22 protein-coding genes, 3 tRNA genes and 1 pseudogene are annotated in these 22064 nt (G+C 64.2%); 3 read left to right on the top strand and 23 right to left on the bottom strand.

The window, feature by feature from the left end:
• The 19 genes from nuoN to CSW59_RS04050 all read right to left on the bottom strand — a co-directional run bounded on the left by nuoN (window position 1) and on the right by CSW59_RS04050 (window position 15797).
• On the bottom strand, window positions 1-1446 hold the full coding sequence (nuoN, locus tag CSW59_RS04140; protein ID WP_099442841.1) for an NADH-quinone oxidoreductase subunit NuoN: 1446 nt from the start codon (window positions 1444-1446) through the stop codon (window positions 1-3).
• Between the two features lie 7 nt (window positions 1447-1453).
• Window positions 1454-2956 (bottom strand): NADH-quinone oxidoreductase subunit M, encoded by a 1503-nt coding sequence (locus CSW59_RS04135; protein ID WP_201722709.1) that lies wholly within the window; start codon window positions 2954-2956, stop codon window positions 1454-1456.
• Complete coding sequence (gene nuoL / locus CSW59_RS04130; protein WP_099442839.1) at window positions 2953-5028, bottom strand: NADH-quinone oxidoreductase subunit L; 2076 nt, start codon at window positions 5026-5028, stop codon at window positions 2953-2955. Before nuoL ends, CSW59_RS04135 begins: the two co-directional genes overlap by 4 nt.
• Before the next feature lie 8 nt (window positions 5029-5036).
• Entirely contained in the window at window positions 5037-5342 is a 306-nt protein-coding gene (gene nuoK, locus CSW59_RS04125; RefSeq protein ID WP_013079344.1) for an NADH-quinone oxidoreductase subunit NuoK, read from the bottom strand.
• Entirely contained in the window at window positions 5339-5956 is a 618-nt protein-coding gene (locus tag CSW59_RS04120) for an NADH-quinone oxidoreductase subunit J (RefSeq protein ID WP_099442838.1), read from the bottom strand. The genes nuoK and CSW59_RS04120 overlap by 4 nt, the downstream gene beginning before the upstream one ends.
• A gap of 83 nt (window positions 5957-6039) precedes the next feature.
• Window positions 6040-6531, bottom strand: a complete 492-nt coding sequence (gene nuoI, locus CSW59_RS04115) for an NADH-quinone oxidoreductase subunit NuoI (RefSeq protein WP_047405879.1) — start codon at window positions 6529-6531, stop codon at window positions 6040-6042.
• Window positions 6532-6541: 10 nt separating this feature from the next.
• Complete coding sequence (locus CSW59_RS04110) at window positions 6542-6766, bottom strand: hypothetical protein (protein ID WP_099442837.1); 225 nt, start codon at window positions 6764-6766, stop codon at window positions 6542-6544.
• Window positions 6763-7002, bottom strand: a complete 240-nt coding sequence (locus CSW59_RS04105) for a hypothetical protein (RefSeq protein ID WP_099442836.1) — start codon at window positions 7000-7002, stop codon at window positions 6763-6765. Before CSW59_RS04105 ends, CSW59_RS04110 begins: the two co-directional genes overlap by 4 nt.
• Window positions 7002-8063, bottom strand: coding sequence for an NADH-quinone oxidoreductase subunit NuoH (gene nuoH, locus CSW59_RS04100; RefSeq protein WP_369825741.1), 1062 nt, complete (start codon window positions 8061-8063; stop codon window positions 7002-7004). The genes CSW59_RS04105 and nuoH overlap by 1 nt, the downstream gene beginning before the upstream one ends.
• A gap of 3 nt (window positions 8064-8066) precedes the next feature.
• A complete protein-coding gene (gene nuoG / locus CSW59_RS04095) occupies window positions 8067-10130 on the bottom strand; it encodes an NADH-quinone oxidoreductase subunit NuoG (protein WP_099442834.1) in 2064 nt (687 codons plus the stop codon).
• 5 nt (window positions 10131-10135) lie between these two features.
• Window positions 10136-11455, bottom strand: a complete 1320-nt coding sequence (gene nuoF / locus CSW59_RS04090; RefSeq protein WP_099442833.1) for an NADH-quinone oxidoreductase subunit NuoF — start codon at window positions 11453-11455, stop codon at window positions 10136-10138.
• A 3-nt stretch (window positions 11456-11458) separates the two neighbouring features.
• A complete protein-coding gene (locus CSW59_RS04085; RefSeq protein WP_099442832.1) occupies window positions 11459-11722 on the bottom strand; it encodes a hypothetical protein in 264 nt (87 codons plus the stop codon).
• Window positions 11719-11943 (bottom strand): hypothetical protein, encoded by a 225-nt coding sequence (locus CSW59_RS04080; protein WP_099442831.1) that lies wholly within the window; start codon window positions 11941-11943, stop codon window positions 11719-11721. The genes CSW59_RS04085 and CSW59_RS04080 overlap by 4 nt, the downstream gene beginning before the upstream one ends.
• Window position 11944: 1 nt before the next feature.
• Window positions 11945-12634: an NADH-quinone oxidoreductase subunit NuoE gene (gene nuoE / locus CSW59_RS04075; protein WP_099442830.1), complete on the bottom strand. Its 690-nt coding sequence runs from the start codon at window positions 12632-12634 to the stop codon at window positions 11945-11947.
• Between the two features lie 3 nt (window positions 12635-12637).
• A complete protein-coding gene (locus CSW59_RS04070; RefSeq protein WP_099442829.1) occupies window positions 12638-12973 on the bottom strand; it encodes a nuclear transport factor 2 family protein in 336 nt (111 codons plus the stop codon).
• Window positions 12970-14220 carry an NADH-quinone oxidoreductase subunit D gene (locus tag CSW59_RS04065; RefSeq protein ID WP_099442828.1) on the bottom strand — a complete coding sequence of 417 codons (1251 nt, stop codon included), beginning with the start codon at window positions 14218-14220 and terminating at the stop codon, window positions 12970-12972. The genes CSW59_RS04070 and CSW59_RS04065 overlap by 4 nt, the downstream gene beginning before the upstream one ends.
• 4 nt (window positions 14221-14224) lie before the next feature.
• Window positions 14225-14854 carry an NADH-quinone oxidoreductase subunit C gene (locus CSW59_RS04060; protein ID WP_099442827.1) on the bottom strand — a complete coding sequence of 210 codons (630 nt, stop codon included), beginning with the start codon at window positions 14852-14854 and terminating at the stop codon, window positions 14225-14227.
• The gene (locus CSW59_RS04055) at window positions 14851-15450 is read right to left on the bottom strand and encodes an NADH-quinone oxidoreductase subunit B family protein (RefSeq protein WP_099442826.1); all 600 of its coding nucleotides are present in this window, start codon (window positions 15448-15450) and stop codon (window positions 14851-14853) included. The genes CSW59_RS04060 and CSW59_RS04055 overlap by 4 nt, the downstream gene beginning before the upstream one ends.
• Window positions 15420-15797 carry an NADH-quinone oxidoreductase subunit A gene (locus CSW59_RS04050; RefSeq protein ID WP_099442825.1) on the bottom strand — a complete coding sequence of 126 codons (378 nt, stop codon included), beginning with the start codon at window positions 15795-15797 and terminating at the stop codon, window positions 15420-15422. Before CSW59_RS04050 ends, CSW59_RS04055 begins: the two co-directional genes overlap by 31 nt.
• 314 nt (window positions 15798-16111) lie before the next feature.
• Between CSW59_RS04050 and CSW59_RS04045 the strand changes: the two genes are divergently transcribed.
• From CSW59_RS04045 to CSW59_RS04035, 3 genes are all read left to right on the top strand, one after another.
• Window positions 16112-16188 (top strand) — tRNA-Asp (locus CSW59_RS04045).
• Between the two features lie 66 nt (window positions 16189-16254).
• Window positions 16255-16331: transfer RNA gene (locus CSW59_RS04040), tRNA-Asp, on the top strand.
• Between the two features lie 78 nt (window positions 16332-16409).
• Window positions 16410-17399 carry an LLM class flavin-dependent oxidoreductase gene (locus CSW59_RS04035; protein ID WP_099442824.1) on the top strand — a complete coding sequence of 330 codons (990 nt, stop codon included), beginning with the start codon at window positions 16410-16412 and terminating at the stop codon, window positions 17397-17399.
• Between the two features lie 7 nt (window positions 17400-17406).
• Here CSW59_RS04035 and CSW59_RS04030 read toward each other — a convergent pair whose 3' ends face one another.
• From CSW59_RS04030 to lon, 4 genes and pseudogenes are all read right to left on the bottom strand, one after another.
• Complete coding sequence (locus CSW59_RS04030; protein ID WP_369825743.1) at window positions 17407-18561, bottom strand: glycosyltransferase family 4 protein; 1155 nt, start codon at window positions 18559-18561, stop codon at window positions 17407-17409.
• A gap of 236 nt (window positions 18562-18797) precedes the next feature.
• A tRNA-Val gene (locus tag CSW59_RS04025) sits at window positions 18798-18872 on the bottom strand.
• 111 nt (window positions 18873-18983) lie between these two features.
• On the bottom strand, window positions 18984-19262 hold the full coding sequence (locus CSW59_RS04020; protein ID WP_013079364.1) for an HU family DNA-binding protein: 279 nt from the start codon (window positions 19260-19262) through the stop codon (window positions 18984-18986).
• A gap of 143 nt (window positions 19263-19405) precedes the next feature.
• A pseudogene (gene lon, locus CSW59_RS04015) lies at window positions 19406-21804 on the bottom strand (endopeptidase La).
• Window positions 21805-22064 lie beyond the last annotated feature (260 nt).

The raw sequence follows: 22064 nt of genomic DNA, 5'->3' as shown, positions 1-22064 counted from the left end.
TCACGCGTGACCAAAGGCGGCCGCGGCAGCCTTGGCGGCCGGGTCCAGCCACACCAGGGCCACCAGCACGATCGGGAATGAGAAGATCGCTGCGGCGAAACCGACGGCGCGGGCCGACAGTGACGGGGCGTCGACAGCGCCCGCAGGCGCGTCGAACCACATCGACTTGATCAGACGCAGGTAATAGAACGCCGCGACAACAGAGCCAACCAAGCCAAGCACGGCGGCCCACTGCATCATCACGTCGCCCGTACCCAGGGCTGCCTTGAAGACATAGTACTTAGACCAGAAGCCCGAGAACGGCGGCAGGCCCAGCGCCGACAGCGAGAACGCGGTCATGGCGATGGCGACGCCCGGGCGTTCCTTGATCAGGCCCGCCATGTCCTCGATCGTCTCCATGGGCTTGCCGTCGCGGTTCAGCGCCTGCAGGCAGGCGAAGAAGCCGGTGACGTCCACCATGTAGAGGACCATGAAGATCAGCATCGACTGCAGGCCGATCTCGCCGCCGGTCGCGACGCCCAGCAGGGCGTAGCCGACATTGGCGATCGAGGAATAGGCCCACAGGCGCTTCAGGTTGGTTTGGGCCAGGCCCGCGAAGGCGCCGACGAAGACCGAAATCAGCGCCGCGATCACCAAGATCTGACGCCATTGATCGACGGCTCCGGGGAAGGCGTCGCCCAGAACACGCGCGAACATCATCATAGCAGCCAGCTTCGGCGCGGCGGCGAAGAAGCCGACGACTGGGGTCGGAGCGCCCTCATAGACGTCCGGCGTCCACATGTGGAACGGCGCGGCCGAGACCTTGAACGCCAGGCCGCAGATCAAGAACACGAGGCCAAACAGCAGGCCCACGCCGTTGGAGCCGCCGTGGGCGGCGGCCAGGGCGATCTGGCTGAAGTGGGTCGAGCCCGTGAAGCCATAGATCAGCGAGCTGCCGTACAGCAGCAGGCCCGACGACAGCGCGCCCAGCACGAAGTATTTCAGGCCCGCTTCCGACGACTTGGCGTCGTCGCGGCGCATGGCGGCCAGGACGTAGAGCGCCAGCGACTGCAGCTCGACACCGACATAGAGGCTGATCAGGTCGCCAGCCGAGGCGGTGACGCCCATGCCGACGGCGGCCAGGATCACCAGGACGGCGAATTCGAACTTCTGGTCGCCACGTTGAGCGAGCCAGCGGTCGCCCAGCACGACAGCGACAGCGCTCGACAGATAGATGGCGACCTTGGCGTAGGTCGCCGCAGCGTCCGCGGCATAGACGCCGCCAAAGGCTCGGCCATGTGGGCCGAGGACGGCCGTGGCGGCGGCCGCGACCAGCGCGGCGACAGCCGCGAGCGTGAAGATGGCGCCTACCTTGCCGCGGAAGGCGCCGGCGACCAGCAGGACGAGCGCCGCGACCGCGAGAACGATCTCAGGCAGCACGAGCGAGAAGTTGGCGAAAAACGTCATAGGCCCCTCACCCGCCCAGGGCGGCGCGCCAGGCGCCGACCAACGCGTCGACGGAAGACGCGGTCAGGTTGAACACAAGATTGGGATAGATGCCCAGCACCAAGGTCATGATGATGAGCGGGACGAACAGCAGGATCTCGCGAGCGTCCAGATCCTTGATGGCCTTCAGCTCGGGATTGGTGATCTCGCCGTACATGACCCGACGATACAGCGTCAGGGCGTACATGGCCGACAGGATCACGCCAGAGGCCGCCACCAGCGCCGTCCAGGTCGACGCCTTGTAGACGCCGGTCATGGTCAGGATTTCGCCGACGAAGCCCGAGGTGCCCGGCAGGCCGACATTGCCCATCGTGAACAGCAGGAACACGAAAGCGTAATGCGGCATCCGGTTGGTCAGGCCGCCGTAGAAGGCGATCTCGCGGGTGTGCATGCGGTCATAGACGACGCCGACGCAGAGGAAGAGCGCGCCGGAGATCACCCCGTGGCTCAGCATCTGGAAGATAGCGCCCTGCTCGCCAGCGGCGTTGCCCGAGAAGATGCCCATGGTCACGAAGCCCATGTGGGCGACCGACGAGTAGGCGATCAGCTTCTTGATATCGGTCTGACGGAACGCGACCAGCGAGGTGTAGACGATGGCGATCGCGGACATCGCGAACACCAGCGGCTGGAACATCTCCGAGGCGTGCGGGAACATCGGCAGGCTGAAGCGCATGAAGCCGTAGCCGCCCATCTTCAGCAGGATGCCCGCCAGGATGACCGAACCGGCCGTCGGCGCTTCCACGTGCGCGTCGGGTAGCCATGTATGCACCGGCCACATCGGCATCTTCACCGCGAACGAGGCGAAGAAGGCCAACCACAGCCAGGTCTGCAGCCACGGCGCGAACTTGTAGTGCATCAGGTCGGGGATCGACGAGGTGCCCGAGATCGAGATCATCGCCAGGATCGCCGCCAGCATCAGCACCGAGCCGAGCAGCGTGTAGAGAAAGAACTTGTAGGCCGCGTAGACGCGACGCTTGCCGCCCCAGATACCGATGATCAGGAACATCGGAACCAGGCCAAACTCGAAGAACAGGTAGAACAGCACCAGGTCCAGCGCGGCGAACACGCCGATCACCAGAGTCTCCAGGACCAGGAAGGCGATCAGGTACTCGACGACACGCTTTTCGACCGACTTCCAGCTGGCGACAATGCAGATAGGCAGCAGGAACGCCGTCAGCAGCACGAACAGCACCGAGATGCCATCAACGCCCATGCGGTAGTGGATGCCGGCGAACCAGGCAAAGTCTTCCACGAACTGGAAGCCCGGGTTCTTCGGGTCGAACTGGACGGTCAGGATGATCGACAGGCCGAACGTGACCAGGGTGGTCACGAGCGCGATCCACTTGGCCAGGGTGTCGGTCTTTTCACCGGCGCCATGCAGCGCGCGCGCGGCGAGGATCACCGCGACGCCGACGATGGGCGCGAAGGTCGTAAGGCTGAGAAGGCCGCTCATTAGCTCCGTCCCCCTCAACGGAAGGCGTACAGGGCGAAGGTCAGCAGGCCGGCGACGCCGAGCAGCATGACAAACGCGTAGTGATAGACGTAACCGGTCTGCAGCTTGCCGGTGCGCTTGCCGACCTCATACGAGACCGCGCTGACGCCATCCGGGCCGAGGCCGTCGATGATCTTCTGGTCGCCGCCCTTCCAGAACAGGTCGCCGAGGAACTTGGCGAAGCGCACGAAGGTGGCATCGTAGAGTTCGTCGAAGAACCACTTGTTGTAGAAGAAGACGTACAGAGGGCCCTTTCGCTCGGCCAGCTTCAGGCCCAGGCGCTCATTGCCCTTGATCAGGTAGACATAGACCGCGATCAGCAGGCCGATCAGCGAAGCGATCAACGGGCTCCACTTCACCCAGGTCGCCACCTCGTGCGCCTCATGCAGCACATGGTTAGTCGGGGCAGTGAAGATCGCGCCTCGCCAGAACTCTTCCTGGTGGTGGCCAACGAAGTAGCCCGTGAACACGAAGCCGGCGGCGACGGCGCCGATCGAAAGAACGACCAGCGGGAGCAGCATCACCCATGGGCTCTCGTGCGGCTTGTGGTCATGGCCATGGCCATGATCGTCGCCGTGAGCGTGGTCGTCATGGCCATGAGCATCATGAGCATCATGAGCATGAGCGTCGTGGCCGTGGGCATCGTGGGCGTTATGGTCGTCATGGCCCCAGCGCGCCGTGCCGTTGAAGGTGAAGAAGGCCAGGCGCCACGAATAGAACGAGGTCAGGCCAGCCACCAGCACGCCGATCACCCAGGCGAACATCGCGATCGAGTTGTGGCCACCGGCGGCGAAGGCCGCTTCGATGATGGTGTCCTTCGAGTAGAAGCCAGCGAAGCCCAGGTGCAGCGGCGGGAAGCCGAGGCCCGTGATGGCGATCGTGCCGATCGTCATGGCGATGAAGGTGACCGGCAGCAGCTTGGCCAGGGCGCCGTAGCGACGCATGTCCTGCTCATGGTGCATGCCGTGGATCACCGAACCGGCGCCCAGGAACAGCAGGGCCTTGAAGAAGGCGTGCGTGAACAGGTGGAACATGGCCGCCTGATAGGCGCCGACGCCGGCCGCGAAGAACATGTAGCCCAGCTGCGAACAGGTCGAGTAGGCGATCACGCGCTTGATGTCGTTCTGGGTCAGGCCGACCGTGGCGGCGAACAGAGCCGTCACCGCGCCGATCACCGTGACGATGTTCTTGGCCACGGGGGCGTATTCGAACATCGGCGACAGCAGGCACAGCATGTAGACGCCGGCGGTCACCATGGTGGCCGCGTGGATCAGGGCCGACACCGGGGTCGGCCCTTCCATGGCGTCCGGCAGCCAGGTGTGCAGGAAGAACTGCGCCGACTTGCCCATCGCGCCGATGAACAGCAGGAAGCAGGCGATATCCATCAGCGGCCAGACGTGGCCGGCGAATTCCCAGGTCTTGCCGGCATGGCTGGCGATCTGCGGGAACAGCTCGGCGAACTGGATCGTGCCGAACGCCCAGTAGGTCGTCATGATGCCAAGAGCGAAGCCGAAGTCGCCAACGCGGTTGACGACGAAGGCCTTGATGGCTGCGGCGCTGGCCGAGGGCTTCTTGAACCAGAAGCCGATCAGCAGGTACGAGGCCAGGCCCACCCCTTCCCAGCCGAAGAACAGCTGCATGAAGTCAGCGGCGGTGACCAGCGACAGCATGGCGAAGGTGAACAGCGACAGGTACGCGAAGAAGCGCGGCTTGCTGTCATCCTCGGCCATATAGCCCCAGGAATAGATGTGCACGAGGGCCGAGACCGTCGTGACCACGATCAGCATGGTCGCCGAGAGGGCGTCGATGCGGATCGCCCAGTTGGACTGGAAATCGCCGATGTGGATAAACGGCAGCAGATTGACCGTGAAGGCCTCCATGTGCCCCCAGGTCCACTGGCTGAACGTGTACCAGGACAGCGCGCACGAGAGGATCAGCGCGCCGGTGGTGACCGACTGCGAAGCCACGTCGCCGATGCGACGGCCGAACAGGCCGGCGATGGCCGCAGCGATGATCGGCGCGAAAACGAGAATGGTGACAAGCGTCTGCATGACGTCGCTTAGCCCTTCATCATGCTGGCGTCGTCAACCGCGATATCGCCGCGGTTGCGGAAGAAGGTGACGAGGATGGCCAGACCCACGGCCGCCTCGGCGGCGGCCACGGTCAGCACGAACATCGCAAAGATCTGGCCCGCCACGTCGTGCAGGTAGGCCGAGAACGCCACGAGATTGATGTTCACCGCCAGAAGGATCAGCTCGATCGACATCAGGATGACGATGATGTTCTTGCGGTTCACGAAGATGCCGAAGACGCCGATCGTGAACAAGATCGCGGCGACGACGAGATAGTGCGGAAGGCCGATCATTCGGAGATCCCTTCACCCGGCTTGATCTGGACCAGCGTCATGCCGGTCTTGGGCGTGCGGGCGACCTGCTTGCCGATGTCCTGGCGCTTGACGCCCGGCTTGTGGCGCAGGGTCAGGACGATGGCGCCGATCATGGCGACCAGCAGCACCAGGCCCGCCAGTTGGAAGAAGAAGATGTAGTCGGTGTACAGCACGCGACCGATCGCTTCGGTGTTCGGGACGCCGCCCGGCGAGGCGTTCGGCAGGCCGTTCTTGGCCGCCGCGCCGTTGGTCGCCACCGTCGCGGCGACGAAGACCATCTCCAGCGTCAGGATACCGCCGACCAGACCGCCGATCGGCAGGTACTGGGCGAAGCCTTGGCGGAGCTCGGCGAAGTCCACGTCCAGCATCATGACGACGAACAGGAACAGCACCGCGACCGCGCCCACATAGACAACGATCAGCAGCATCGCGAGGAACTCCGCGCCCAGGAGGACGAAGAGGCCAGCGGCCGAGAAGAAGGCGGTGATCAGGAAGAGCACCGAGTGCACGGGGTTTCGAGCCGACACGACGAGAAGACCCGCCGCGATGGTCACGAAAGCCAGCATATAGAAAGCGATCGCCTGCAAGGCCATTGGCCCAGGTGCTCCCCTGAAAACTTAAAGTCCAATGGCGGCTCGCCGTGACGACGCGCCGCCTCCCAGGATTCGCCCCGTCTTTAACGGTAGGGCGCGTCCAACTCCAGATTCTTCGCGATCAGGCGCTCCCAGCGGTCGCCGTTATCGAGAAGACGTTCCTTGTCATAGTAGAGCTCTTCGCGGGTTTCGGTCGCGAACTCGATGTTCGGACCTTCCACGATGGCGTCGACCGGGCAGGCCTCCTGGCACAGGCCGCAGTAGATGCACTTGACCATGTCGATGTCGTAGCGGGTCGTGCGGCGGCTGCCGTCCTCGCGCGGTTCGGCCTCGATCGTGATGGCCTGGGCCGGGCAAACCGCTTCGCACAGCTTACAGGCGATGCAGCGCTCTTCGCCCGACGGATACCGCCGCAGAGCGTGCTCACCGCGGAAGCGGGGCGACTGCGGGCCGCGCTCGTTCGGATAGATCACGGTCTTCTTCGGCGCGATCATGTACTTCATGGCCAGGCCAAACGCGCCCGCGAAGTCCAGAAGGGCCGCGCCCTTGACCGCCTGAGTGATGCGCTGGAACACCAGAGCTCTCCTAACACTTTTCCTTAGGAAAGGGACGGACGTCCCTGCCCTGCTCTTTCTGCTGCCGCCTCAGGGTCTGCTCGAGGACACATTTCTTGGTCTTGGCGTCTTCCTTGCGGCGCGCCTCGACCTTGTCCTCCAGCGTCCGCTGCGGCGGTCGCGGAATATTCGGCCCCCAGGTCGAACAGCCGGCCAGGAGGCCAACCATCGCGATCCCGAGAAGACCCCGCCTCATTTCCCCGCCCGGGGAACGACGCAGGTGTAGTTCGACAACTGGGCTGGATCACCGCCGTCCTGCTTGGACTGGATGACCCCGCCGTCAGCCTTGCACTTGTCGCCCGCGCGCCTCAGATCGTCGTAGCTGACGACCCCGTCGCCCAGAGAATAGGAGCGGCCTGGCGCCGAAACGGCCTGGCAGGCCGTCAGGGTCAGGCAGCTCAGGCCCAGGGCGATCAGCGCGCTCCGGCGCATCAGCCCCCCGGACCGAACACACGCCAGGCGGCGACCGCGGCGACCAGCACCAGCGACGTCGGCAGGAAAACCTTCCAGCCCAGACGCATCAGTTGGTCGTAGCGGTAGCGAGGCACGATGGCCTTCGCCATGGCGAACATGAAGAACCAGAAGATGATCTTGGCGTAGAACACCAAGGCCAGCAGCAGATTGACCAGGAACGGCGGCCAGCCGGCGGTGAAGCCGATCGGGAAGCCCGGGTTCCAGCCACCGAAGAACAGCACGCTGATCATGGCGCACATCAGGACGATGTTCGAATACTCGGCCACCATGAACAGCAGGTACGGGGTCGAACTGTACTCGACCTGGTAACCGGCCACGAGTTCGGATTCAGCTTCCGGAAGATCGAAAGGCGGACGGTTCGTCTCGGCCAGGGCCGAGATGTAGAACATGCCCATGGAGACGACCATGATCGGCAACAGGACGATGTTCTTCAGGCCGCCGCCGAAGACGTTCCAATTCCAGAACCAGCCCGACTGCTTATCGACGATGGTCGACAGGTTCATCGAACCAGCCAGCAAGATCACCGTAATGATGATCAGGCCGATCGAGACTTCGTACGACACCATCTGCGCCGCCGAGCGCAGAGCGCCCAGGAACGGATACTTCGAGTTCGAAGCCCAGCCGCCCATGATGATGCCGTAGACGCCCAGCGAACTCATAGCCAGCAGGTAGAGGATGCCGACGTTCAGGTTCGAGACGACCCATCCCGGCGCGAACGGCACCACGGCCCAGCCGACGAAGCCCAGGATCAGGCTGATCAGCGGCGCCAGGATGAAGACCACCTTGTCGGCGCCGGCCGGGATCACGATTTCCTTCAGCACGAACTTGAAGAAGTCGGCGAAGGACTGCAGCAGGCCGAAAGGACCAACGACGTTGGGCCCTTTGCGCATCTGGACGCCGGCCCAGATCTTGCGGTCGGCCAGCAGCAGGAAGGCCAGGCTCAAGAGAACCCAGATCACGACCAGCAGGATGCCGCCGGTCGTCAGGCCAAACCAGAGGAGCGGATTGGTCGAGTCCACGATCTACTCCGCGGCGATCTTCGCGGCGCCGGAAGCCACGGCCGCGCATTCGGCCATGGTCACGCTGGCGCGCGCGACAGGGTTGGTCAGGTGGAAGGCCTTGATCGGGCTCTCGAACGGCGCGTCCGAGACCTCGCCGGCGCCGCCCAGGGCGCCGACATCGAACACGGTCGGGACCGAGCCCGGCGCGTAGTCGATCTGGCCGAAGGTGGGGTGGTCGGCGAACAGCTTGGCGCGCAGTTGGTCCAGGCTGTCATAAGGCAGCTTGTGACTGAGGACTTCCGACAGCGCCCGCAGGATCGACCAGTCTTCCTTGGCCTCGCCCTTCGGGAACACCGCGCGCTTGCCCATCTGAACGCGACCTTCGAGGTTCACGTAGAGGCCGTTCTTCTCGGTATAGGCCGCGCCCGGCAGGATCACGTCGGCCTTGTGCGCACCGGCGTCGCCGTGCGTGCCGAGGTAGATTTTGAAGGCGCCCGTGGCCGAGGTTTCGCACTCATCGGCGCCCAGCAGGAAGAGGACGTCCAGGGCGCCCGGCTTCAGCATGTCGGCGGTCGACAAGCCGCCCTCGGCCGGGACGAAGCCCATGTCGAGGCCAGCGACACGCGCGGCGGCGGTGTGCAGGACGTTCCAGCCGTTCCAACCTTCGCGGACGACCTTGATGGTCTTGGCGAGGCCGGCGGCGGCCTTGAGGATCGCCGCACTATCGGCGCGGGCCAGAGCGCCCTGGCCGATGATGATGGCGGGACGCTCGGCGGCCTTAAGCGCGGCGACAAAGTCGCTCTTGCTCTTGGCCAGGCCCGACAGGGTCTGGGCGCCAGCGCCCAGATAGTCGTAGCCGAAGGTCAGGTCGGCCTGCTCGCCGATCACGCCAAAGCGGGTCTTGCCGGCGATCCACTGCTTGCGGAAGCGCGCGTTCAGGACCGGCGCCTCGAGGCGCGGATTGGCGCCGACGAACAGCACCACATCGGCGTTTTCGATGCCGGCGATCGTCGAGTTGAACAGCCAGCTTTCGCGCGGGCCGTAACCCAGGGCCGTACCATCCTGGCGGCTGTCGAGGTTTTTCACGCCGAGAGCCGTGAACAGGTCCTTGGTCGCCTTCAGGCTTTCGGCGTCCTGCAGATCACCGGCGATGACGCCGATGCGCTCGGGCTTAGTCGCCTTGATCTTGCCGGCGACGGCCGCGAAGGCCTCGGCCCAGGTGGCCGGCTTCAGCTTGCCATCGGCGCTACGAACGTAAGGACGGTCCAGGCGCTGACGCTGCAGGCCGTCGACGGCGTAGCGGGTCTTGTCCGAGATCCATTCTTCGTTGACGTCCTCGTTGATGCGCGGCAGCACGCGCAGCACGGCGTTGGCGCGCGCATCGACCCGGATCGACGAGCCCAGGGCGTCCATGACGTCGACGCTTTCGGTCTTCTTCAGCTCCCAGGGGCGCGCTTCAAAGGCGTAGGGCTTGCTGGTAAGCGCGCCGACCGGGCACAGGTCGATCACGTTCGCGCTGAGCTCCGACGTCACCGCCGCGCCCAGATAGGTCGTGATTTCAACGTCTTCGCCGCGCGAGATCAGGCCGATTTCCGGCGAGCCGGCGACCTCGGTGATGAAGCGGACGCAGCGCGTGCACTGGATGCAGCGCGTCATCACGGTCTTGATCAGCGGGCCCATGGCCTTTTCTTCGACGGCGCGCTTGTTCTCGTCGTAGCGGCTGTCGTCGCGGCCATAGCCCATGGCCTGGTCCTGCAGATCGCACTCGCCGCCCTGGTCGCAGATCGGGCAATCCAGCGGGTGGTTGATAAGCAGGAACTCCATCACCCCTTCGCGGGCCTTCTTGACCATCGGAGTCTTGGTGAAGATCTCCTGGCCCTCGGCGGCCGGTAGGGCGCACGAAGCCTGCGGCTTCGGCGGGCCGGGCTTCACCTCGACCAAGCACATCCGGCAGTTGCCGGCGATGGACAGGCGTTCGTGGTAGCAGAAGCGCGGAATCTCTTCCCCAGCCAGTTCCGCGACCTGCAGAACCGTCATGCCGGGTTCGAACTCGACTTCGACGCCGTTGACCTTGGCGATAGCCATTCTTGTTACTCCGCCGCGATCAGCTTGGCGCCCTGCACGTGCAGGCGACCGCTACGATAGGAAGCGATCCGCTCTTCCACCTCATGGCGGAAGTGACGGAACAGGCCCTGGATCGGCCAGGCGGCCGCGTCGCCCAGGGCGCAAATGGTGTGACCCTCGACCTGGGTCGTGACATCCAGAAGGGTGTCGATCTCTTTCGGATCGGCCTCGCCGGTCGCCATGCGCTCCATGACGCGCCACATCCAGCCGGTGCCTTCACGGCACGGCGTGCACTGGCCGCAGCTCTCGTGCTTGTAGAAGTACGACAGGCGGGCGATGGCGCGGACGAGGTCGGTGGACTTGTCCATGACGATGACGGCGGCGGTACCCAGGCCCGAGCGCAGGTTGCGCAGGGCGTCGAAGTCCATCGGCAGGTCTTCGCACTGCTCGGCCGGGATCATCGGCACGGACGAACCGCCCGGGATGACGGCCTTCAGATTGCCCCAGCCGCCCCGGATGCCGCCGCAGTGGTCTTCCATCAGCTGACGGAAGGGAATGCTCATGGCTTCTTCGACGTTGCAGGGCAGGTTCACGTGGCCCGAGACGCAGAAGAGCTTGGTGCCGGCGTTGTTCGGACGGCCAAAGCCGGCGAACCAGGCCGCGCCACGACGCAGGATCGTACCGGCGACGGCGATGCTCTCGACGTTATTGACCGTGGTCGGCATGCCGTAGAGGCCAGCGCCGGCCGGGAACGGCGGCTTCAGGCGCGGCTGGCCCTTCTTGCCTTCCAGGCTTTCCAGCAGGGCCGTTTCTTCGCCGCAGATATAGGCGCCAGCGCCGTGGTGGACGTAGAGATCGAAGTCCCAGCCGTGGACGTTGTTCTTGCCGATCAGCTTGGCCTCGTAGGCCTGCTTGATCGCCGCTTCCAAGCGCTCGCGCTCAAAGACGTACTCGCCGCGGATGTAGATGTAGCAGGCGTTGGCCAGCATGGCGCGCGAGGCGATCAGGCAGCCTTCGATCAGGAGGTGCGGGTCATGCCGCATGATCTCCCGGTCCTTACAGGTGCCCGGTTCGGATTCGTCGGCGTTGACCACCAGGTAGTGAGGACGACCTTCCTTCACTTCCTTGGGCATGAACGACCACTTCAGGCCGGTCGAGAAACCGGCGCCGCCCCGGCCGCGAAGGCCGGAGTTCTTCATGTTGTCGATGATCCAGTCGCGCCCGGCGTCCAGGATGTCCTTGGTGCCATTCCAGCAGCCGCGCTTCTTCGCGCCCTCGAGGCCCCAATCCTGGAGACCGTAGAGGTTCGTGAAGATGCGGTCCTTGTCTTCGAGGATACCGACCATGACTCAGCTTTGCGGATCGAATGGATGGGCGCGCACATAGCGCGTCCGACGGAGGATGACATAGGCGAAAAGCGACCAACCCACGCCAATCGTGACGAGGCCGGCCCAAGCCGCCCAAAACGGTGCGCCCTGCACGGAGCGGCCCCAGATCAGGAGCAGCGCGCCAGCGAGGCAGGCCAAGAGACCCAGGCCACGCTCGCGGCGGCCAACGCTCTTGACGGTGTTGAAATAGGCCGTCCGACGGGTGTCGAGAGCGTTGTCGGTCACGACGCGCCCTCCTCGCCCTTGGTCGCGCGCATCCAGCCCAGGATGAACCAGACATGCGAGCCCAGACCGGCGACGATCGCGCCCAGGAAGACCAGCCGCAGCCAGTCGATCCGGAGCGACACCGCGCCATAGATCGAGACGCCGGCCAGCACGAAGCACACCGCGTTGATGACGAGCATCGCGGTCAGGCGCTTCTTCTGGAGGGCGGCGTCAGCGGTCATGTCAGGCGGCCGGCTCCGACTTGACCTTAGAAGCCTTCGGCTTCTCGGGCAGGTTCGGAATCTTAATCTTCTTGGCGGCCGAGCCGTCGTACAGCTTCGGGTCCGTCAGGGTCTGAATCCTACCCTTGGGCTCCGAGGCCACGCGGCCGTCATAGCTGCCCGGCTTGGGCGACTTGCCAGCGGCGAAGTCGTCGAGGATCTGGGCCAGACTCTCCGGCGTCAGGTCTTCGTAATAGTAGTCGTTGATCGCGGCCATCGGGGCGTTGCAGCACGCGCCCAGGCACTCGACCTCTTCCCAGCTGAACTTGCCGTCGGCCGAGACGTGATGGGCTTCGCCGATCTTGTCCTTCAGCACCGCCTTCAGGTCCAAGGCGCCGCGCAGCTGGCACGGCGTGGTGCCGCACAGCTGCACGAAGGCGACCTTGCCGACCGGCTGCAGCTGGAACATCACGTAGAAGGTGGCCACTTCCAGCACGCGGATGACCGGCATCTCGAGCTGCTTGGCGATCTCCTGGATCGCGGGCTCGGAGATCCAGCCTTCCTGCTTCTGGGCCAGCCACAGCATCGGGATCACCGCCGACTGCTTGCGGGCGGCGGGATATTTGGCTTTCCACCAGTCGGCCTTGGCCTGGCTTTCCTTCGAGAAGGCAAAGCTGGCGGGCTGTTCCTTGGCGAGACGACGAACGGACATGCGTCAGGCTTTCACGAAATCGACGCGGGCGATCTTGTCGCCGGCGAAGGTGTAGATGGCGGCGACCTCGAAAGGCGTCGCGTCGGGCGAACGGAAGACCCGCTCATGGTCGATGACCCTGTTGCCGATCACCACGCGTGACAGCAGTTCGGCGCGGTTCTGCGGAAACTGGGCGAACAGACCGACATGCCGCTCGCGGAAGGCCGCGACACCGTGCAGGTTGGGCTCGGCGTTCAGATCGGCGACGACCATGTCCTCGGCAAAGTGCCGGCACAGCGCGTCGACGTCCTGGGCGTTGTAGGCGTCGAGTTGCGCCTGGGCGATAGCTTCCAGGCTCATCGATCGACCTCGCCAAACACGATGTCGAGCGAGCCCAGGATCGCCGAAACGTCGGCCAGCTGGTGGCCGCGATTCATCCAGTCCATCGCCGCCAGGTGCGAGAAGCCCGGGGCCTTGATCTTGCAGCGGTACGGCTTGTTGGTGCCGTTGCTGACCACATAGACACCGAACTCGCCCTTGGGCGCCTCGACGGCCGCGTAGACCTCGCCCTCGGGCGTCTTGAAGCCCTCGGTGTAAAGCTTGAAGTGGTGGATCAGCGCTTCCATCGAGCGCTTCATCTCGGCGCGACGCGGCGGGCTGACCTTGTTGTCCTCGGTCAGCACGGGGCCCGGCGTGCCGCGCAGCATCTGGACGGCTTGCAGGATGATCTTCGTCGACTCGCGCATCTCCTGCATGCGGCAGAGATAGCGGTCGTAGCAGTCGCCGTTCTTGCCCAGCGGAATGTCGAACTCGAACTCGTTGTAGTTCTCGTACGGCTGGTTGCGGCGCAGGTCCCAGGCGATGCCCGAACCACGCACCATCACGCCCGAGAAGCCCCAGGCCCACGCGTCTTCCTTGCTGACCACGCCGATGTCGACGTTGCGCTGCTTGAAGATGCGGTTGTCGGTGATCAGACCTTCGATGTCGTCGCAGATCTTGGGGAAAGCTTTCGCCCAGGTCTCGATGTCGTCGATCAGCTCGGGCGTCAGGTCCTGGTGGACGCCGCCCGGGCGGAAGTAGTTGGCGTGCAGACGAGCGCCGCAAGCGCGCTCGTAGAAGATCATCAGCTTCTCGCGCTCCTCGAAGCCCCAGAGCGGCGGCGTCAGGGCGCCGACGTCCATGGCCTGGGTCGTCACGTTCAGCAGGTGGTTCAGGATGCGGCCGATCTCGCAGAACAGCACGCGCACGATCTGGCCGCGACGCGGCACCTCGACACCGAGCAGCTTCTCGATGGCCAAGCAGAACGCGTGCTCCTGATTCATCGGCGCCACGTAGTCGAGGCGGTCGAAGTACGGGATGTTCTGCAGATAGGTGCGCGCTTCCATCAGCTTCTCGGTGCCGCGATGCAGCAGGCCGATATGCGGATCGACGCGTTCGACGATTTCGCCGTCCAGCTCCAGCACCAGACGCAGCACGCCGTGCGCCGCCGGGTGTTGCGGGCCGAAGTTGATGTTGAACTTGCGGACAGGCGTCTCCGGGATGGCCGGAGCAGTCGGTTCGTCGCGGAAGAAATCGGTGGATGCCGCCGGAGCGTTCGTACCAGTCATGGCTCTATGCCTTCTCCGCCTTCTCGTCGCCCGGCAGGGCGTACTTGGCGCCTTCCCACGGAGACAGGAAATCGAAAGCGCGGAACTCGGTGATCTTCACGGGTTCGTAGACGACGCGCTTGAGTTCGTCGTCATAGCGGACCTCGACGTAGCCGGTCATCGGGAAGTCCTTCCGAAGCGGATGACCGTGGAAGCCGTAGTCGGTCAGAATCCGGCGCAGATCCGGGTGACCTTCGAAGAACACGCCGTACATGTCGAACGCCTCGCGCTCGAACCAGTCGGCGACAGGGAAGACCGGCGTCGCGCTGGGAACCGGCGTGTCCTCGTCGGTCTGCACCTTCAGACGGATGCGGACGTTCTTCACCATCGACAGCAGATGATAGACCACGTCGAAGCGGCGCTCGCGCTCCGGATAGTCCACCGCCGTCAGGTCCACCAGCTGGTGGAAGCGGCACTCGGGATGATCACGCAGGAACTCCAGCGCCTGGACGACGCGGTTTGCCGGACCCAGCACCGTCAGTTCGCCGAACGCCACGTGATACGCGGTGATAGCGCCGGCGCTGTTGGCCACGACGGTCTGACCGAGCGTCTCTAGCGGCGAAAGCGCCGATTCAGTGGCAACCACGTCGGTCATCGCTCGATCGTCCCCGTACGACGAATCTTCTTCTGCAGCTGCAGAACGCCGTAGACCAACGCCTCGGCCGTGGGCGGGCAGCCCGGCACGTAGATGTCGATCGGCACGACGCGGTCGCAGCCGCGCACGACGCTGTAGCTGTAATAGTAGTAGCCGCCGCCATTGGCGCAGCTGCCCATCGAGATGACGTAACGCGGCTCAGGCATCTGGTCATAGACCTTGCGCAGAGCCGGAGCCATCTTGTTGGTCAGGGTGCCGGCGACGATCATCACGTCCGACTGACGCGGGCTGGCGCGCGGCGCGAAGCCATAGCGCTCCAGGTCATAGCGCGGCATGGCCGAGTGCATCATCTCGACCGCGCAACAGGCCAGACCGAACGTCATCCACATCAGCGAGCCCGTGCGGGCCCAGGTGATCAGGTCGTCGGCGGCGGCCGTGATAAAGCCCTTGTCGGCCAGTTGCTGCGACACGCCGTCAAAGAACGGGTCGTGCAGCTTGGGGTCATAGCCCTCGACCGTGGAACGGCCGCCCGAAAGCGCCGGAACCGGCGAGGTGGCGGGAACGATCACTCCCATTCGAGGGCGCCCTTCTTCCATTCATAGATAAAGCCAACGGTCAGAACGCCCAGGAAGGTCATCATCGACCAGAATGCGAACTGGGCTACGTCATGCGGCAGTTTCATCAGCGTCACCGCCCACGGGAACAGGAACGCCACTTCCAGGTCGAAGATGATGAACAGGATCGACACCAGATAGAACCGGACGTCGAACTTCATGCGCGCGTCGTCGAAGGCGTTGAAGCCGCATTCGTACGCGGACAGCTTTTCCGGGTCGGGCGCCTTGGGCGCGAGCACGGCCGCGGCCAGGAGGAAAACGATCCCGATGGCCGCCGCGATCCCTAGGAAGATCACGATCGGCAGGTACTGAAGAAGGAAGGCGGTCATGACAGGCCTTGGCTTGAATCGAGCGGGTTGTAGCCCACTGTCGCAACGGCTTCAAACACCCCGGAACACATTGAGAAACGATCGCAACTAGAGGCAGTTTACCTAACGGCGGTTCACCAACGCTTGGACGCGCGATCCTCGCCTGCAAAGGCCTTCACCTGCGCCTTGAGGCCTATTTAAACCAGCGAACGCGCCAGCTCTCCACACGCGTTTTGTCGCTTCGTCGATATGGCCGTTGACACGAGTCTTCGAGCGACATATCAGACGCGCCTCGCCGATCGGCGGGTCGCACTTTCGCCTCGGCGAAGGGTTATGCGGATGTAGCTCAGTTGGTTAGAGCGCCGGCCTGTCACGCCGGAGGTCGCGGGTTCGAGCCCCGTCATTCGCGCCACCCTTTCTGGGATGGAAAGCACCCTCCTCTCGGTCTACGGACGACCGTCGCGCCTTGGCGCACGACGCGGATGTAGCTCAGTTGGTTAGAGCGCCGGCCTGTCACGCCGGAGGTCGCGGGTTCGAGCCCCGTCATTCGCGCCACCGTCCGGTGGCTCCCGCACATCATGAGAAGCTCTCGCAGCGCCTTGAGTTGCGGGCGTTACGCGCCATCTAGCTTTGATGGCCGCGTATCCTCCCTTTTCTATCCTCGACTTGGCGCCCGTTCCGCAAGGAACCAACGTCGGAGAGGCTCTCCACAACAGCCTGGATTTGGCACAGCACGGCGAGCGCCTTGGCTTCCATCGCTACTGGCTGGCGGAACATCACAATATGTCAGGCATCGCCAGCGCGGCGACGGCCGTGGTCATCGGCCACGTGGTCGGCGGCACCTCGACGATTCGAGTCGGCTCCGGCGGCGTGATGCTGCCGAACCACGCGCCCCTGATGGTCGCAGAGCAGTTCGGAACATTGAACGCCCTCTATCCTGGCCGCATCGACCTAGGCCTAGGACGCGCGCCAGGAACGGATCAGGCGACCATGCGGGCTCTACGCCGCTACGCCGGTGCGGTCGATTCGTTCGCGCAGGACGTCGTCGAACTGCAGCAGTGGTTCAAACCGGCGTTGGCCGACCAGGCTGTCAGAGCCGTCCCCGGCGAAGGTCAGGACGTCCCGATCTGGATTCTGGGCTCCTCGACTTGGGGAGCGCAGCTGGCCGCCGCGCTTGGCCTGCCCTACGCCTTTGCCGCCCACTTCGCACCCGACGCCCTGCTGGACGCCCTTCTCCTCTATCGTCGCCACTTCAAGCCTTCGGAGGCATTGGAAAAACCCTACGCCATGGTCTGCATCGGCGTGTGCGCGGCGGATAACGACAAGGAAGCACTCCGTCTGGCCACCTCGACCCAGCAGCAATTCCTAGCCTTGCGTCGCGGCCGGCCCGGGCTTCTGCCTCCCCCTGTCGACGACATCCGCGAACACGCATCGCCCTCCGAACTCGCGGGCCTGGACCACACCTTCCAGTACTCAGCGATCGGGTCGCCCGACACGGTGAGGCGAAAGATCGAGCAAGTGCTGGACCTGACCGGCGCGAACGAACTGATGGCGGCCTCGCAGATCTTCGACCACGGGGCGCGCAAACGCAGTTATGAAATCATGGCGGAGCTGCGCGGCTGACGCTGACCTAATGTCCGCGCACTTGGGACAGGCCATCGAAGGCCGCGCGTCCCGTTAGCCCGCCATAGATGAAACAGAGCTGCCGGAAGACGGCGTCCCAGCCATGACGCTCAACGGCGCGCCGGCGCGCAGCGGCGCCCACCGCAGCAATGTCGCGCGAGAACAGAGCCTCGACCGCCTCGGCGAAAACGGCCGCCTCTGAGCGCCCGGCCAATTGTCCGACGGACTCATCGACCGATTCTGCCACGCCACCAGCAGCGACACCGATCACGGGTAGGCCGCACGCCATCGCCTCCAACACGATGAGGCCGAAAGGCTCGTTGTCGTTGGCGTGGACGAAGGCGTCGCAACTGGCCAGGATACGCGCCAGCTCAACGGGCTCGCGCACATAGTCGATACTGATCGTACGATCGCTGGCAGGCGCGCCACCACCGGCGCCGACGAACAGCAGCTTATAGGGGGCGCCGAGCCGCTCGACGGCGCCGACTAGGATATCGAGGCGCTTCTCTCGGGCGGGGCGGCCAGCGAAAACCAGCAGCTTCTCGTCGGGCGACACGCCGAGCCGTCGGCGCAGGGCTTCGCGATCCGCCCGTCCAGGGTGGAACAGCTCGGTATCAACGCCAAGCGGTAGGCCGATGGCGTTGTGGACGCCCGCCTCGATCAAGCGCCCCGCGATGAAGCGGCTCGGCGCTACGGCCTGATCGAACTGTCGATAGACCGCAGCCCAACGCTTCTGAACCGGCTTTTCGGCCCATTCGCCGATATGCAGAGCCGCCAATTTCCCAAGATCGGTGTGACAAAAGCCGACGACGGGGACGCCCAACGCATCGCCCGCCCTCAAGGCCGCCAAGCCGGGCGTGTAGGGATCACCCGCTTCGATAATGTCGGGACGCTGCCGGACCAGCCGCTCCATCCAAGCCGCCTTGACGACAGGCCAGCGATAGCCCGCCCCAAACGGCAGTGGCGCCGCGTAAATCGAGACCCGCCCATCGCCGTCATAGGAGTCGCGCGCGCCAGGCACCACGAGGGTATGTCGCACGCCCGGCCGATTGGCGGCTAACCAAGCGCGCTTGGAAGAAAGATAGCGACGCACGCCACCACTGCGCGGCGCGTAGAGCATGGTTGTGTCGACGAGGCGGACCGTGTCGCGCGGCGGGGCGATCTCGGCGGAAAAACTACTGAGGCCGAACGGCCGATCCGTTCTCGTATCCGTCACGCCGAATCCTCATCGTTAAACCGGGCCTCCCCATTCGGCCTCGGATTGATAAAGGTTTTGCGACAGCTGGGGTTCCTCGCCGCGCCCGGACGTTTTTCGGGCGAGGCTTGGACCGCCTGAAGCCTCGACTAGGCATAACTCGACTTCCCTGCGGACGCGCTGGGAAAGATCAATGGCGAAAGTGGTGGGCAGTGAGGGGATCGAACCCCCGACCCTCTCGGTGTAAACGAGACGCTCTACCGCTGAGCTAACTGCCCTTCCGAAGCTGCCGCTTCTAGCGGGCGCGCGCGACCAGGCAAAGCCTGAAATACGAAAGGCGGAACGTCAGCCCCCGCGACGCCCCGCCTTCCCTTTAAGCGGAAACTGGATCAGCCGTTCAGAGACGACTTGAGGCCTTCGCCGACCTGGAAACGCGCGGTCTTCGACGCGGGACGATTGACCGTCTCCCCCGTCCGCGGATTTCGAGCCGTGCCCGCTGCGCGGGTCACGGCCTTGAACGTGCCGAAACCGACCAGGCGCACGTCCTGGCCCGACTTGAGAGAGTCGGTGACGGCGTCGATGAAGGCTTCCAGCGCGTCCTTGGCTTGGTTCTTGTTGATGCCCGCCTTCTCGGCGATCGCCGTGACGAGTTCGGCTTTTGTGGTCATGTGTTTCTCCCAGCCTGAGCTGCGACGTGTTTTTGCTTACGGCGCTGAGCTCGCTCGGGATTATGGCGGCAGAAAATGCCTCGTCAAACGAGAGCGGCGCGGGAAACTCCCGCGCCGTATAAGTTATCATCAATAAGTTACGCTTAGTGGGTCAGGATGGCGTCACTGTCGCCGTCATCCTTCTTCGCACCCGCAGCAATCGGCTCCTCGGCCTCATTCCACTCGACCGGCGTCAGCGGCCCGGTCAGGGCATGCTTGAGCACCTCGTCGACCGTCGAGACCGGGATGATCTCTAGGCCGTCCTTGACGCTCTGAGGCACGTCAGCGAGGTCTTTCTCGTTCTCCTGAGGGATCAGCACGGTCTTCACGCCGGAGCGCAAAGCCGCCAGCAACTTCTCCTTCAGGCCGCCGATGGCGGTGACACGGCCGCGCAGCGTGATCTCGCCGGTCATGGCGATATCCTTGCGGATCGGGATACCGGTCAGCACCGAGACCATGGCCAGGGCCATGGCGATACCGGCCGACGGACCGTCTTTGGGCGTGGCGCCGTCCGGCACGTGGATGTGAACGTCGGTCTTCTCGAAGATCGGCGGCTTAATGCCGAACTGCGTCGCCCGCGACCGGACGTAGCTATTGGCGGCCGAGATCGACTCCTTCATCACGTCCTTGAGGTTACCGGTGATCTGCATACGACCCTTGCCCGGCATCTTCACGGCTTCAATGGTCAGGATATCGCCGCCGAATTCCGTCCAGGCCAAGCCCGTGACGATGCCGACCTGATCGACCTCATCGGTCTCGCCGTAGCGGTACTTCTTGACGCCCGCGTACTTGGCCAGGCGCTCGTCGTCGATCGTGATCGAGGCCAGCTTCTCACGCGCCAGGTCACGGACCGTCTTACGCGCCAGGGCGCCCAGTTCCCGCTCCAACGACCGCACGCCGGCTTCCCGGGTGTAGTAGCGGATCAAGTCGCGGATCGCCTTGTCCGGCACGATGAACTCGGCCGGCTTCAGGCCGTGATCCTTGGACAGCTTCGGCAGGATGTGCCGCTTGGCGATCTCGAGTTTCTCGTCCTCGGTGTAGCCGGGGATGCGGATGATCTCCATGCGGTCCAGAAGAGGCTGGGGCATGTTCAGGCTATTGGCCGTCGTGACGAACATCACCTGCGACAGGTCGTAGTCCACCTCCAGATAGTGGTCGCCGAACGTCGAGTTCTGCGACGGGTCGAGCACTTCCAGCAGGGCCGAGGCGGGATCGCCGCGGTAATCGCTGCCCATCTTGTCGATCTCGTCCAGCAGGACGAACGCGTTCGTGGTCTTAGCCTTCTTCATCGACTGGATGACCTTGCCGGGCATCGAGCCGATGTAGGTGCGGCGGTGACCGCGGATCTCGGCTTCGTCACGCACGCCGCCAAGACTCATGCGCACGAACTCGCGGCCGGTCGCCATGGCGATCGACTTACCCAGCGAGGTCTTGCCGACGCCCGGGGGCCGACGAGGCACAGGATCGGGCCTTTCAGCGAGTTGGTTCGAGCCTGGACGGCCAGATACTCGAGAATCCGCTCCTTCACCTTTTCCAGACCGTAGTGATCGGCGTCGAGCATGCCCTCAGCTTCGTTGAGGTCGATCTTCTTGGTCTTGGCCTTGCCCCACGGGATCGACAGCAGCCAGTCCAGATAGTTCCGGACGACTGTGCTCTCAGCCGACATTGGGCTCATGTTGCGCAGCTTCTTCAGCTCGCCCTCGGCCTTGGCGCGCGCTTCTTTCGAGAGCTTGGTCTTTTTGATGCGCTTTTCGAGGTCGATTAGTTCGTCACGCGCATCATCCGGGTCGCCCAACTCGCGCTGGATCGCCTTCATCTGCTCGTTCAGGTAGTACTCGCGCTGGGTCTTCTCCATCTGACGCTTCACGCGCGAGCGGATCTTCTTCTCGACCTGCAGCACCGAGATCTCGCCTTCCATGAGGGCGAAGACCTTTTCCAGGCGCTTCACGATGTCGAAAATCTCCAGAAGGTTCTGCTTGTCTCCGATCTTGACGGAGAGGTGCGCGGCAATGCTGTCGGCCAGCTTGCCCGGCTCGGCGATCTGCGGGATCGACGCCAGGGCTTCCGGCGGCACCTTCTTGTTCAGCTTGACGTAGTTTTCGAACTGCTCGACGACCGCGCGCGACAGCGCCTCAGCCTCGGGACCGGCGCCCTCGTCTTCGCTGACCTCGCCGATCTGGGCCTCGTAAAAAGACTCCTGGTCGGTGAACTTGACGACGGCCGCGCGAGCCTTGCCCTCCACCAGCACCTTCACGGTGCCGTCAGGCAGCTTCAGCAGTTGCAGGACGGTGGCCAGCACCCCGACGTCGAAGATGTCGCCCGGCGCCGGATCGTCATCCGCCGAGTTTTTTTGCGTCACGAGCAGGATCTGCTTGTCGCCGCGCATCACTTCCTCGAGGGCGCGCACGGATTTGTCGCGGCCCACGAAGAGCGGCACCACCATGTGCGGGAAAACAACGATGTCCCGCAGCGGCAAGACAGGAAGCGTACGTAGTTCGGACATGTGCTCAATACTCCCGGCCGCGGCGGAGGAAGCGCCTTGGCCATGCGGGCCGCCGTCACGTCAGACGATGCGCCTGAGTCGATCGACCCGTCCGCCCTGGACTGGGCGGAATGTCGTTATTTATGTGGACGTTTTACAACCGGGTTCAAGCTTACTCGCCTCACAGCGGCAACAGGTCGCGCATGTCCGGTCAAGTTGAAGTGGATATACCCCGCTTGGCTCTATAGCGGGCAAGTTCGCCTAAAGACTGTCGGGAAGAG

Origin of the sequence: Caulobacter sp. BP25 (assembly GCF_002737755.1) — a bacterium.
Classification (GTDB): Bacteria; Pseudomonadota; Alphaproteobacteria; order Caulobacterales; family Caulobacteraceae; genus Caulobacter.
Note: the sequence above shows the minus strand (reverse complement) of the source record. Positions and strands in the feature narration are given on the sequence as shown.